Annotated in this window: 11 protein-coding genes and 1 pseudogene; 8 read left to right on the plus strand and 4 right to left on the minus strand. The window is 72.7% G+C overall.

Features of this window, described 5'->3' with window-relative positions; all coding sequences use genetic code 11:
* Positions 1-59 precede the first annotated feature (59 nt).
* Positions 60-584, plus strand: coding sequence for a sigma-70 family RNA polymerase sigma factor (locus PV350_RS12610; protein WP_499510851.1), 525 nt, complete (start codon positions 60-62; stop codon positions 582-584).
* Positions 585-707: 123 nt separating this feature from the next.
* Positions 708-1,217, plus strand: a complete 510-nt coding sequence (locus PV350_RS12615) for a GNAT family N-acetyltransferase (protein WP_499510850.1) — start codon at positions 708-710, stop codon at positions 1,215-1,217.
* A gap of 7 nt (positions 1,218-1,224) precedes the next feature.
* Here the strand turns inward: PV350_RS12615 and PV350_RS12620 are convergent, their stop codons facing one another.
* Positions 1,225-1,674 carry a hypothetical protein gene (locus tag PV350_RS12620; protein WP_499510849.1) on the minus strand — a complete coding sequence of 150 codons (450 nt, stop codon included), beginning with the start codon at positions 1,672-1,674 and terminating at the stop codon, positions 1,225-1,227.
* A complete protein-coding gene (locus PV350_RS12625; RefSeq protein ID WP_500333767.1) occupies positions 1,667-2,035 on the minus strand; it encodes a hypothetical protein in 369 nt (122 codons plus the stop codon). The genes PV350_RS12620 and PV350_RS12625 overlap by 8 nt, the downstream gene beginning before the upstream one ends.
* A 452-nt stretch (positions 2,036-2,487) precedes the next feature.
* On the opposite strand from PV350_RS12625, the gene PV350_RS12630 reads away from it, so the two are divergent.
* The 3 genes from PV350_RS12630 to PV350_RS12640 are packed head-to-tail and all read left to right on the plus strand — an operon-like array spanning position 2,488 to position 5,109.
* Positions 2,488-3,525, plus strand: a complete 1,038-nt coding sequence (locus PV350_RS12630; protein WP_500333769.1) for a methionine ABC transporter ATP-binding protein — start codon at positions 2,488-2,490, stop codon at positions 3,523-3,525.
* Complete coding sequence (locus PV350_RS12635) at positions 3,522-4,241, plus strand: methionine ABC transporter permease (protein ID WP_499510846.1); 720 nt, start codon at positions 3,522-3,524, stop codon at positions 4,239-4,241. The genes PV350_RS12630 and PV350_RS12635 overlap by 4 nt, the downstream gene beginning before the upstream one ends.
* 37 nt (positions 4,242-4,278) lie before the next feature.
* The gene (locus PV350_RS12640) at positions 4,279-5,109 is read left to right on the plus strand and encodes a MetQ/NlpA family ABC transporter substrate-binding protein (protein WP_499510845.1); all 831 of its coding nucleotides are present in this window, start codon (positions 4,279-4,281) and stop codon (positions 5,107-5,109) included.
* Positions 5,110-5,148: 39 nt separating this feature from the next.
* Here the strand turns inward: PV350_RS12640 and PV350_RS12645 are convergent.
* A pseudogene (locus PV350_RS12645) lies at positions 5,149-5,520 on the minus strand (MmcQ/YjbR family DNA-binding protein); the annotation flags it as partial.
* Positions 5,521-5,559: 39 nt separating this feature from the next.
* The gene (locus PV350_RS12650) at positions 5,560-6,327 is read right to left on the minus strand and encodes a class I SAM-dependent methyltransferase (RefSeq protein ID WP_500322380.1); all 768 of its coding nucleotides are present in this window, start codon (positions 6,325-6,327) and stop codon (positions 5,560-5,562) included.
* 212 nt (positions 6,328-6,539) lie between these two features.
* On the opposite strand from PV350_RS12650, the gene PV350_RS12655 reads away from it, so the two are divergent.
* The 3 genes from PV350_RS12655 to cobT all read left to right on the plus strand — a co-directional run bounded on the left by PV350_RS12655 (position 6,540) and on the right by cobT (position 11,915).
* On the plus strand, positions 6,540-7,175 hold the full coding sequence (locus PV350_RS12655) for a GNAT family N-acetyltransferase (protein ID WP_499510843.1): 636 nt from the start codon (positions 6,540-6,542) through the stop codon (positions 7,173-7,175).
* A 100-nt stretch (positions 7,176-7,275) separates the two neighbouring features.
* Positions 7,276-8,499, plus strand: coding sequence for a precorrin-6y C5,15-methyltransferase (decarboxylating) subunit CbiE (gene cbiE / locus PV350_RS12660; RefSeq protein WP_499510842.1), 1,224 nt, complete (start codon positions 7,276-7,278; stop codon positions 8,497-8,499).
* A 251-nt stretch (positions 8,500-8,750) separates the two neighbouring features.
* The gene (gene cobT, locus PV350_RS12665; RefSeq protein ID WP_500333771.1) at positions 8,751-11,915 is read left to right on the plus strand and encodes a nicotinate-nucleotide--dimethylbenzimidazole phosphoribosyltransferase; all 3,165 of its coding nucleotides are present in this window, start codon (positions 8,751-8,753) and stop codon (positions 11,913-11,915) included.
* Positions 11,916-12,083 lie beyond the last annotated feature (168 nt).

A 12,083-nucleotide genomic window follows, 5' to 3' on the forward strand; every position in this document is an offset into this window, starting at 1 on the left:
ACGGGTGGTTCCCCCGCCAGGGGGCAACCACCCGGCGCGGCACGGGTGTCCCGGCGGGCATGACCCCGCGCGTACGACACGAAGAACTGGCCGCCATCCGGCCGCTGCTCGCCGCCGAGGCCGCGGCCGAGTCGGTCCCCGCCTGCATCGAGGCGGCCGACCTCGAACAGTCCGTGTGGCTGCGGTTGCTGGAGCTCCCCGAGCCGCCCGCCGACCCCGCCCGCTGGCTGCGCCGTGCGGTGCGGGCCGAGGCCCGCCTCGCCGTGCGCCGGGCCCGCAGGGAGACGCCGTACGGCCCCGGCCGCCACCCCGCCGCCGCGGCCCTGCCGAGCACCGAACAGCAGGTGCTCGCCGCCGAGCAGCGACGCACCCTGCTGGCCGCCGCACGCCGGCTGCCCGGGCGCTGTCCCGAGCTGGTATCCGCCCTGATCTCCCGTTCCGACCCCACTTACCGGGAAATCTCCCGGGAGTTGGGAATCTCACAGGGCAGCCTCGGGCCGATGCGTTCCCGGTGCCTGAGTTGCCTGCGTACGATCCTCGCAACCGGGGTTGCATCACCCGTACGACGGGGTAATGCACCGTAAACAGTCGGCGTACGGACGCTTGTGCACGGCCGCGCCGCCTTCCGGAAACGATTCAGGGCAACGTCCCGCGCCGCACCCTCACCCCCCGCGGCCCGGGCGGACTCGAAGGAGAGGCCAGCGCACATGGGCATGAGCGTGACCATCTCTGCGGCGACCGGCGACGACGCCGAGAAGATCCTCAAACTGCAGTACCTCTGCTACCAGGACGAAGCCGCACTGTACGGGGACTACGGCATAGAACCGCTGACCCAGACCCTCGACGCGCTGCGCGCCGAACTCGAGGGCGGGGTCGTGGTGGTGGCCCGGCTCGGCGAGGAGGTGGTGGGTTCGGTCCGCGGTTCCGTGGACGAGGACGGCACCGCGCGGATCGCCAAGCTGATCGTCCACCCCCGCATGCAGCGGCACGGACTCGGCGGCCGTCTGCTGCGGGCCATCGAGGAGCGGCTGGCCGCGGAGAGCGAGGCCAAGCGCTACCGGCTCTTCACCGGTCACCGCAGCGAGTTCAACCTGCGGCTGTACCGCAAGCTGGGCTACGCGCAGGTGGGCAGCGTCGAACCGGTCACCCGGCAACTGAGCCTGGTGCACATGGAGAAGCCGGCCGACCGGCCCGAGACCTACGCCGCGAGCGCCTGAGCCCGCGTCAGGATGAGGAGTCCTGCTGTGGCCGTGCCTGCCGGCGCAGCCACAGCAGGCCGGTCACCGGCACGACGACGGGCAGGAACAGGTAGCCCATGCCGTAGTCGGACCACACGGTCTGGTCCGGGAAGGCCCCGGAGTCGACCAGCGTCAGCGTGCCCACGGTCAGCACGCCGACCAGTTCGAGGGTGCAGCTGACCAGCGCCACCTTCCGCGCGCCCTCGCCGCCCCTCCACAGGGCCACCGTGATCACCGCGTAGAGGACGCCCGCCAGCAGCGAGAGCAGGTAGGCCAGCGGCGCCTCGTCGAACTGCAGGCTGATCTGCACGACCGCGCGGGAGAGCGCGGCGACGGTGAAGACCCCGTACAGGGAGAGCAGCAGCCTGCCCGGCCCGCGGCCGATCCCGCGCTCGGCGGCGGCCGGCGCAGTGGTGCCCTTCGCGGTCTCAGGCACTGACGCCTCCCCAGATGTCGTGGAGCCGCACCTCGAGCACGGCCAGGACCACCCCGCCCGCGGCCACGATCGCCGAGCCCCAGCGGGTCCGCTCGGTCAGCGACATGAAGCCCGCCGCCGGGACGGTGCAGGCCGCGCCGATCAGGTACGCCACGAAGATCGTCGTACCGTCCACCGGCTTCTCGCCACCGGTGAGCTTGACCACACCTATCACCAGCTGGGCCAGCGCCAGCACCGCCACCAGGGCCATGCCGATGAAGTGCCAGTCCTTGGTGGGCTGGTCGCGGAAGGCCGCGTAACCGCACCAGGAGGCCAGGAGCAGCGCCGTGGCCGAAACCACGATCGTGAGCGCGTCGAGCATGGCGCGACTCTATTACGGGCGGGAATCGCCGGGTCCCCACCCCCTGGGTGTCCACATTCCGGACTGAAGGATCGGATATTGGTACGCCGTACGGGCGTCTGCTTTACTGGGGCACATGACCACGACGAACCGCCGCTGCCGCGCGACCGAGGCGATGACGCCCGGTGTTCGTCGTACGTGTCGAATGTGTGCACGCTGAGGGCCCACGCCATCTGAGTCTCGCGCCCCGAAGCGAGACCCGCCCCTCCTGCCACGGATCGCACCTCCCCATGGACCTGGAACTGCAGCAGACCATCCGCCGCTGCCGGCTGGCGCACGACCCCCAGCCGCCCGGCACCCACTGCTGACCTTTCTCCCACGCCCTCCGAAGGGCGCAGCCATGCCATGTCCGCGGTCCATACGCCCCGTGTGCGGCTTTCGTCCGCCGCGCACTCGACAGTGACGGAAATCCAGTGATCACCACAACGGGCCTGACCAAGGTCTACCGTTCCCGTGACCGGGAGACGGTGGCCCTCGACGGCGTCGACCTGCACGTCCGCGAGGGTGAGGTGTACGGCGTCGTCGGTCGCAGCGGCGCCGGCAAGAGCACGCTCATCCGCTGCGTCAACCTGCTGGAGCGGCCCACGTCGGGCACCGTCGAGGTGGGCGGCCGGGACCTGACCGCGCTCGCCGGCCGCTCCGACCGCGCGGGCTCCGCCCTGCGGACCGCCCGCACCGGCATCGGCATGGTCTTCCAGCACTTCAACCTGCTGTCCTCGCGCACCGTCCGGGACAACGTCGAGCTGCCGCTGGAGATCCTCGGCGTCTCCGGCCGCGAGCGCCGCCGCAAGGCCCTCGAACTGCTCGACCTGGTCGGCCTCGCCGACAAGGCCCGCGCCTTCCCGGCGCAGCTGTCCGGCGGCCAGAAGCAGCGCGTCGGGATCGCCCGCGCCTTGGCCGGCGACCCCAAGGTGCTCCTCTCCGACGAGGCCACCTCGGCGCTCGACCCCGAGACCACCCGCTCGATCCTGCAACTGCTGCGCGAACTCAACCAGCAGCTCGGCCTGACCGTCCTGCTCATCACCCACGAGATGGACGTGGTCAAGGCCATCTGCGACTCCGCCGCGCTGATGAAGGGAGGCCGCATCGTGGAATCCGGCAAGGTCACCGACCTGCTCGCCACGCCCGGCTCCGAACTGGCCCACGAACTCTTCCCGGTCGGCGGTGAGCCGTCCGGCGAGGGCCGCACCGTGGTCGACCTGACCTTCCACGGTGAGGCCGCCACCGAGCCCGTCATCTCCCAGCTCTCCCGCACCTACAACATCGACATCTCCGTGCTCGGCGCCGCCCTGGAGACCATCGGCGGCCGCCAGGTCGGCCGGATGCGGATCGAGCTGCCCGGCGCCTTCGAGGACAACGTGGTGCCGATCGGCTTCCTCCGTGAGAAGGGCCTCCAGGTCGACGTCGCCCCGGTCGGCGGCGACGAGCTGGTCCAGGAGGGCGCGAAGTGAGCTGGTCGGAAATGCAGCCGCTGCTGTCGCAGGCCTGTTGGGAAACCCTGATCATGGTCGGCTGGTCCACCCTGATCGCGGTGGCCGGGGGACTCCCGCTGGGCGTCCTGCTGGTGCTGACCGACCGCGGCGGGCTGCTGCGCAACGCCACGGTCAACAAGGTCGTCGGCGTGGTCGTGAACCTCGGCCGCTCGCTGCCCTTCCTCATCCTGATGATCTCGGTGCTGCCCTTCACCCGTTGGGTGATCGGCACCACCATCGGCGCCGAGGCCATGGTCGTCCCGCTCTCCATCGGCGCCATCCCGTTCCTCGCGCGGCTGGTGGAGACCTCCGTCCGCGAGGTCGACGACGGACTCGTCGAAGCCGTCCAGGCCATGGGCGGCAGCACCTGGACGGTCGTCCGCAAGGCCCTGCTGCCCGAGTCGCTGCCCTCCCTGATCGCCGGGCTCACCACCACGGTGATCGCGCTCGTCGGCTACTCCGCCATGGCCGGCACCATCGGCGGCGGAGGTCTCGGCGACCTGGCCATCCGCTACGGCTACCAGCGTTTCGAGACCTCCCTGATGCTCGTCACGATCGGCGTGCTGATCGTCATCGTGACCGCCGTCCAGCTCGCCGGCGACCTCGCCGCCCGCAGCGCCTCGCACCGCGGCCGCACCTCCACCGCGCCCCGGCTGCGCCTGCTGCGCCCGGCCGCGACCCCCGAAGCCTCCTGACACCGCAAGGCAACACCGTTCCAGAAAGGCACTTTTCGTGCGTACCAGCATCAAGATCACGACCGCCGTCCTCGCCTCCGCCGGCCTCACCCTCGGTTTGACCGCCTGCGGCGCGGACTCCGGCTCCGAGAAGGACAGCGCGAGCGACCCGCTCGTCGTCGCCGCGAGCCCCGTCCCGCACGCGGAGATCCTCAACTTCGTCAGGGACAACCTGGCGGCCAAGGCCGGGCTCAAGCTCGAGGTGAAGGAGTTCAGCGACTACGTGACGCCGAACACCGCCACCGAGGACGGCTCCGTCGACGCCAACTACTTCCAGAACCAGCCCTACCTGGACGACTTCAACAAGAAGAAGGGCACCCACATCGTGCCCGTCGTCACGGTGCACCTGGAGCCGCTGGGCCTGTACTCCGACAAGCTGAAGTCGGCCGACGCGATCAAGAACGGTGCCACGATAGCCGTCGCCAACGACGCGGTGAACGAGGCCCGCGGCCTCAAGCTGCTCGCCGCAGGCGGCCTGATCACCCTCAAGGAGGGCGTCGGCAACGAGGCCACCCCCGCCGACATCACCGCCAACCCCAAGAACCTGAAGTTCAAGGAGCTGGAGGCCGCCCAGCTGCCGCGCTCCCTGCAGGACGTCGACGCCGCCGTCATCAACGGCAACTACGCCATCTCCGCGGGCCTCAAGCCCGCCGAGGACGCCCTGGTTCTGGAGTCCGCCGACAACAACCCCTACGGCAACTTCCTCGCCGTCAAGGAGGGCGAGGAGAAGGACCCGCGCGTGCTGAAGCTCAAGAAGCTGCTCACCTCGCCCGAGGTGAAGAAGTTCATCGAGGACAAGTACGCCGGTTCCGTCATCCCCTCCTTCTGACCCGCCGGGCCCGGGCGGGGGGCGGGCAGCGCGTTCACCGCGCCCCGCCCCCGGCCAGTCCAGCAGCAGCTGCTGCGCGCGCGGCAGCCGTGCCACGACCAGGTCGTACGAGTCCTCGACCAGCTCGCAGACCATCGCGTCGGGCAGCGAGCCGTCCAGCGTCACCGTGTTCCAGTGGCGCTTGTTCAGGTGCCAACCGGGCGCGACCGCCGCATGCTCCGCCCGCAGCCGCACCGCCAGGTCGGGCTCGCACTTCAGGCTCACCTTCAGCGGCTCGCCCCCCAGCGCGCTGATCGCGAAGATCCTCCCGCCGACCTTGAAGACGGTCACCTCCGGGTCACGCGGGAAGGGGTTCTCCTCCACCGCGCCGCTGAAACCGAGGCAGAAGCCCCTCATCCCGTCCGCGTCCATGCGCCCATTCAACAGGGCGCCACCGACAGACCCGGGGGATCAGCGCCGCCGCACCCAGTACACGTCCGTCGTGTAGGGCATGTCCACGGCGTCCTTGCCGCGCGTGGCGTCGTGCCCTGCCAGCACCGCCTCCACCTCGGCCAGCACCCGTTCCTGCTCCGCCGGGTCCATCACCGCGATGTGGCTGGAGGACGTCATCCGCTCCACCACGTCCGAGACCGTCGTGGAGTGCAGGTTCGGCCAGTGCCGCTCGTGCACCCGCGACCAGCCCCGGCGGCCGGTGAAGGCCTTGCGCCAGCCGTCGTCCAGCGGGCTCGGCAGATCACGCGGCGCGAGCCGGAAGACGATGTCCTGGTAGTCCCGCACCCAGGGGACCGAGGTGTCGTAGGTGTTCCACACCAGGGCCAGCGAACCGCCCGGCCGCAGCAGGCGCTCGACCTCCGCCAGGGCCTCCTCCTCCTGGAACCAGTGCCAGGACTGCGCGGCCACCACCGCGTCCGCGCACCCGTCCGGCAGGCCCGTGGCCTCGGCCGTCCCGGCCGACACCCGCACCCCCGGCAGCAGCTCCGCGAGCCGCTCCCGCATCTCCGTCACCGGCTCGACCGCGATCACCTCGGCGCCGGTCAGCGCCAGCAGACGGGTGAACTTGCCGGTGCCGGCACCCAGGTCGACCACCGTGCGGCCCGCCTCGAGGGGCAGCGCGTCCGCCAACTCGGCCAGGGCCGCCATGGGGTACGAGGGTCGCGACCGCTCGTACACACCCGCGGCCCGCTGATATCCGACTCCTGCTGCGTGGTGCACCGTCACGCGGGCAGACGCTAGCAGGACCGTATGACCACAGGCGTAGCGGACCTGCGGAAAAGCCGGGGAACAGCACACCAACTGCTCCCGTCGTGCCGATGGTTGGACGTACGCTGGGGCGACGGCCGCGCAGGCCCCCGCGGCGACCCGGTCCTGCGGTGACCCGGTGGATGTTGCATGCTGTGCACTTCACACATGCCCTGGCTACGGAGCGTCGAATGACCAGCTTCCCGGAGATCTCCATCAGTACGGAGCGGCTGGTGCTGCGCACGTACGAGGAGTCCGACGTCCCCGCCCTGGCGGAGATGATGAACGACGAGTCCGTCATCGCCTGGACCTCCGTGCCGTATCCCTACACCGAGGCGGACGCCCGCTCCTTCATCGCAGGGTTCGCCCCCGCCGAGCGCGCGGAAGGCCGCGGCATCGTGCTCGCCGTCACGGAGTTCCTCACCCAGCGGCTGGTCGGCACCGTCCACCTGCAGCGCACCGACTGGCGCATCCGCAGCAGCGAGGCGGGCTACATGATCGCCCCCTGGGCGCGCGGCGAGGGCTACGCGGCGGAGGCCGTCCAGGCCACCGCCCAGTGGCTCTTCGACGACCAGAAGTTCGAGCGCCTGGAACTGCGCACCGCCGCGGACAACGCCGCCTCGCAGCAGGTCGCGCAGAAGATCGGCTGCATCAGCGAGGGCGTGCTCCGCAACGCCGGCCTGGTCCGCACGCAGACGGAGGGCGGCCGCTGGGAGGAGATCCGCACCGACCTGATCGTCTGGAGCCTGCTCCCGGAGGACCTCGACGGCCTCGCGGAGGAGTCCGCCGACGGCTCCGACTACGCGGCGTACGCCGACTGGCAGTGAGCACCCGCTAGCGCAAGATCCTGGCCGGGGTACTGTGCACACCCCGGGATCACCTCCCCCCGGGCACCACACCGCGACGCGCCCAGGAGGCAGGACGACGATGGCCGACCGTGTCACCGTGATCGGGTGGGACGGCTCACCACCGGGCGAGGCAGCGCGCTCCGCGCTGTCGGCCGCCACCCTGGTGGCCGGGACCCGGCACCACCTGGCACTGCCGTTCGTGCCGGAGGACGCCGAGCGGATCGTACTGGGCAGCATCGACCTGGCCGCCCGCCGCATCGCGCGGCACCGCGGCACCGCGGTCGTCCTCGCCGACGGCGACCCCGGCTTCTTCGGCGTCGTCCGCGCCCTGCGCACCCCCGAGTACGGGCTGGAGGTCGAGGTCGTCCCCGGCGTCTCCTCGGTCGCCCAGGCCTTCGCCCGGGCCGGGATGCCCTGGGACGACGCCCGGGTGGTCGTGGCGCACACCCGCACCCTGCGGCGGGCCGTCAACGTCTGCCGCGCCCATCCCAAGGTCGCCGTGCTCACGGCCCCCGGCGCCGGGCCGGCCGAACTCGCCCTGCTGCTCGGCGACGAGCACCGCACCTTCGTGATCTGCGAAGCCCTCGGCACCGAGCACGAGCAGGTCACCGTGCTCACCTCCGACAAGGTCGCCGACCACACCTGGCGGGACCCCAACGTCGTCCTCGTCGTCGGTGCCGCCCCGGCCGCCGCCCCCGCCCATGTTCCGGTTCCGGCCGCCGCCGCGCAGGCCGGCTGGCTCGCCGGCGGGGACCCCGACTCGTCCGACCGCGTACGGGGCTGGGCGCTGCCCGCCGAGCGGTACGTGCCCGGGGACGGCCCGGCGCACCTGCGCGCCCTGCAACTGGCCCGGCTCGGACCGCGGGCTGGCGACCTGCTCTGGGACATCGGCGCCGGCGGCGGGGCCGTCGCCGTGGAGGCGGCGCGGTTCGGCGCGGCCGTCATCGCGGTGGAGGCCGACGCCGCGGCGTGCGACCGGATCGAGGACACCGCACGGGACTTCGGGGTCCAGGTCCGGGTCGTCCACGGCCAGGCCCCGCACGTGCTGGAGGACCTTCCGGAACCGGACATCGTGCGCATCGGAGGCGGCGGACCGGAGGTCGTCGCCGCCTGCGCCGCGCGCCGGCCGGAGCGAATCGCCGCGAGCGCGGCGAACCGGGACGAGGCCGAAGCCGTCAGCCGCGCCCTCGACGAGGGCGGATACACCGTGGAACGCGCGTTGTTGCAGGCAGTCGAGCTGGACGACGAGTGGTCCGAGCGGGAGCGCACGGTGGTCTTCGCGCTCCTCGGACACCGCAGGTGAGCCAGTGGGTTGCGCCCGCATTGGCACCGGTTTGAGGTGAACCCCCCTGAGCACGCGCGGGCACACGCACGGTAGGCTGACGGACCGCTGTGCCGTTGTCGCGCATTGACGTCGCGTGAGGGCTGATCAGTAATGGTCAGTACCGGTCAATCGCCGTCGTCGTGCCGGTTGCCGCCCACGCTCGTTCTCTCTGTGGGCAGTGTGCTCGGCGCAGCGATGGAAGGAGCGAAACCGATGGGCGAGGGGCACGCATGACTGACACCGGCCAGGTCCCGGGTGAGGGGCTGCCGGAGAACGCAGGCGAAGAAGCGGTTCTGCAGCCGCACGCCGACCTTCCCGGCAGTGGCGCGCAGCAGCAGTCCGTCCCCTCGTGGGATGTCGATCCGCTCACCGCGCCGGTTCCTCCCGAGTACCACTACCTCGACCAGCCTTCCGGCCCGGTGCCGGTGGAGGAGGACGAGGAGATGCTGCTGATGCCCGGTCTGCAGGGGTCCTGGGGCGACCCGCAGCCCGTGCCGCCGCAGCCGGCGCCGGTCGCCGCCGTACCCGTTCCGGCGCCCGCTCCCGTGATCCCGGCCGCGCCGGTCCCGGCGCAGGCCCCCGCCCCCACCCCCGTGCCGGTCGAGCACACCCCGCACGGGGTTCCGGTGGCGCCGCAGGGCATCGAGCACGACGCCCACGAGAGCGGCGGCCGCGACTCCGTCTCCCTCGACTACTCCGCCGTCCGCACGGAGATGCAGGTCGCACCGGGCGTGCCGGCCCCGGAACCGGTCCCGGCCGAGCAGGCCGTGCCGCCGCAGCCCGCCCCGTTCGTGATCGAGCACGCGGTGCCGGAGCAGGCCGTGCCCGTGGCCGCGGAGCCCGTCGCGCAGCCCGGGCCCGCGGAGGAGGCCGTCCAGGTCCGCGCGGCCGAGCCGGCCCCGCAGCCCCATGTGCCCGCGCAGGCGCAGCTGCAGGAGACCGCTCCCGTACCGCCGCGGCGCCCGCTCCACATGGGCCCCCCGATCCCGGACCCGTCCAACGGCGGCGGCATCGTGCGCTCCCTGGCCGACCGCGGCCCGGCCACGCCGCCGCCCGCGCCGCAGCCGGTCCCGGCGCCCATGCCCCAGTCCGGGCCGCCCACCATCGGACCGGAGTACCTGGACATCCCCCGCGACGAGGCCCCCGCCGAGACCCAGGCGCCGGTGCCGGCCCCCGCGTCCGGCGAGACCTGGACGGCCCCGGTGCCGGAGGCCGTCGTGGCCGCGCCCGCACCCGCACCGGAACCCGAGCCGGTGGCCGCCCCCGCGTCGCCGCTGGAAACCCCGGACGAGCCGCTGCCGTTCGGCATGGAGCCCGCCGCCGAGGTGCCCGTGGCACCGGTCGTACCGGAGGCGCCCGAGCCCGTCGCGGTGCCCGAAGCTGTCGCGGAGCCCGAGCCGGTCGCGGTCGTACCGGAGCCGGTCGTCGTCGTGCCGGAGCCGGAGCCGGAGCCGGTCGTCGAGGCCGTGGTGGAGCCCGAGCCCGAGCCCGAGCCTGTGCCCGTCGTGGAGCCGGAGGCGCCCGTCGCAGTCGAGCCGGTCGCCGAGCCCGCACCCGCCGCGGTCGTGCAGGAGGAGACCCCGGTCACCGTCGCCGAGCCGCAGGCGTCCGAGGAGCCCGAGGCGCCGGTCGCCGACGAAGAGGACCCGGAGCTGCTGCTGCCCGCCGCCGAGGGCTACGACCCCGCCGTACGGGACGCCGTGCACCGCGTCATCCGCGAGCGCCGGGACATCCGCAACGGCTTCCGCAAGGACCCGATCCCGCACGAGGTGCTGATCCGCGTGCTGGAGGCGGCGCACACCGCGCCGAGCGTCGGCCACTCCCAGCCGTGGGACTTCGTCGTCATCCGCTCCGCCAAGACCCGGGAGCGCATGCACGAGCTCGCCATGCAGCAGCGCGAGGCGTACGCCAAGTCCCTCCCCAAGGGCCGCGCCAAGCAGTTCCGCGAGCTGAAGATCGAGGCGATCCTCGACACCCCGGTCAACATCGTCGTCACCGCCGACCCCACCCGCGGCGGCCGCCACACGCTGGGCCGTTACACCCAGCCGCAGATGGCCCCGTACTCGTCGGCGCTCGCCGTGGAGAACCTCTGGCTCGCCGCGCGCGCCGAGGGCCTCGGCGTCGGCTGGGTCAGCTTCTTCGACGAACGCGAGATGGTCCGCGAACTCGGGCTGCCCGAGCACCTCGAGGTCGTCGCGTACCTCTGCGTCGGCTACGTCGACGAGTTCCCCGAGGACCCCGAACTGGTGCAGTCCGGCTGGTCCAAGCGGCGCCCGCTGGCCTGGGTCGTCCACGAGGAGGAGTACGGCAACCGGGCCCTGCCCGGCGAGGAGCCGCACGACCTCCTGGAGGAGACCCTCCGCGGCATCCGCCCGCTCGACGCGAAGGCGCTCGGCGAGGCCTGGGAGCGGCAGAAGCGGATGACCAAGCCGGCCGGCGCGCTCGGCATGCTGGAGATCATCTCCGCGCAGCTCAGCGGCCTGTCCCGGCAGTGCCCGCCGCCCATCCCGGAGCCCGCGGCCGTCGCGATCTTCGCCGGGGACCACGGGGTGCACGCCCAGGGCGTCACCGCCTGGCCCCAGGAGGTCACCGGCCAGATGGTCGCCAACTTCCTCGGCGGCGGGGCCGTGTGCAACGCCTTCGCCCACCAGGTGGGCGCCGAGGTGTGCGTGGTGGACGTCGGCGTCGCCTCCGACCTGCCCAGCACCCCCGGTCTGCTGCCCCGCAAGGTCCGTCCCGGCACCGCCGACATGACCGCCGGGCCCGCCATGTCGCGCGAGGAGGCACTGCGCGCGATCGAGGTCGGCATCGAGACCGCCCGCGACCTCGTCGCCGCGGGCAACAAGGCGCTGCTCACCGGGGAGATGGGGGTCGCCAACACCACCGTCTCCGCGGCCCTGATCTCCGTCTACACCGGGGTCGACCCGGCGGAGGTCACCGGCCGCGGCACCGGCATCAACGACGAGATGCACGCCCGCAAGATCGACGTCGTGCGGCGCGCCCTCGAACTCCACCGGCCCGACCCGTCCGACCCGATCGAGGTCCTCGCGGCGATCGGCGGCCTCGAGCACGCGGCCATGGTGGGCCTGCTGCTCGGCGCCGCGTCCCTGCGGACCCCGGTCATCCTCGACGGCGTCAGCGCGGGCGCGGCCGCCCTGGTGGCCCGCGCCATCGCCCCCGAGGTCCTCGCGGCCTGCATCGCCGGCCACCGCAGCGCGGAGCCCGGCCACCGCGCGGCGCTGACCAAGCTCGGCCTGCGCCCGCTCGTCGAACTCGACCTGCGCCTCGGCGAGGGCACCGGCGCGCTGCTGGCGCTGCCGCTGGTGCAGAGTGCTGCGCGAGCGATGCACGAGGTGGCGACGTTCGACTCTGCGGGGGTCACCGAGAAGTCCTGACGCGGGCGGTCGTGGTGGGCGGGGGATTTTCCCGCCGCCCTCCCTCCCCCCAGCCTTCGGCCGGGGGGACCCCCATGGGCCATGACGGCCGGTGGGGGGTCAGTGAGGCACTCGCGGCAACCCCGGACGGCCTTCTCACCCCCACCGGCCGTCCCCCACCGGCCGTTA

It is taken from the genome of Streptomyces sp. PA03-6a, assembly GCF_033792765.1.
GTDB lineage: Bacteria > Actinomycetota > Actinomycetes > Streptomycetales > Streptomycetaceae > Actinacidiphila.

Coding starts and splice junctions, on each gene's coding strand:
- PV350_RS12610 (WP_499510851.1), top strand. CDS start 60: ATGACCCCGCGCGTACGACACGAAGAACTGGCCGCCATCCGGCCGCTG.
- PV350_RS12655 (WP_499510843.1), top strand. CDS start 6,540: ATGACCAGCTTCCCGGAGATCTCCATCAGTACGGAGCGGCTGGTGCTG.
- cbiE (WP_499510842.1), top strand. CDS start 7,276: ATGGCCGACCGTGTCACCGTGATCGGGTGGGACGGCTCACCACCGGGC.
- PV350_RS12625 (WP_500333767.1), bottom strand. CDS start 2,035: ATGCTCGACGCGCTCACGATCGTGGTTTCGGCCACGGCGCTGCTCCTG.
- PV350_RS12615 (WP_499510850.1), top strand. CDS start 708: ATGGGCATGAGCGTGACCATCTCTGCGGCGACCGGCGACGACGCCGAG.
- cobT (WP_500333771.1), top strand. CDS start 8,751: ATGACTGACACCGGCCAGGTCCCGGGTGAGGGGCTGCCGGAGAACGCA.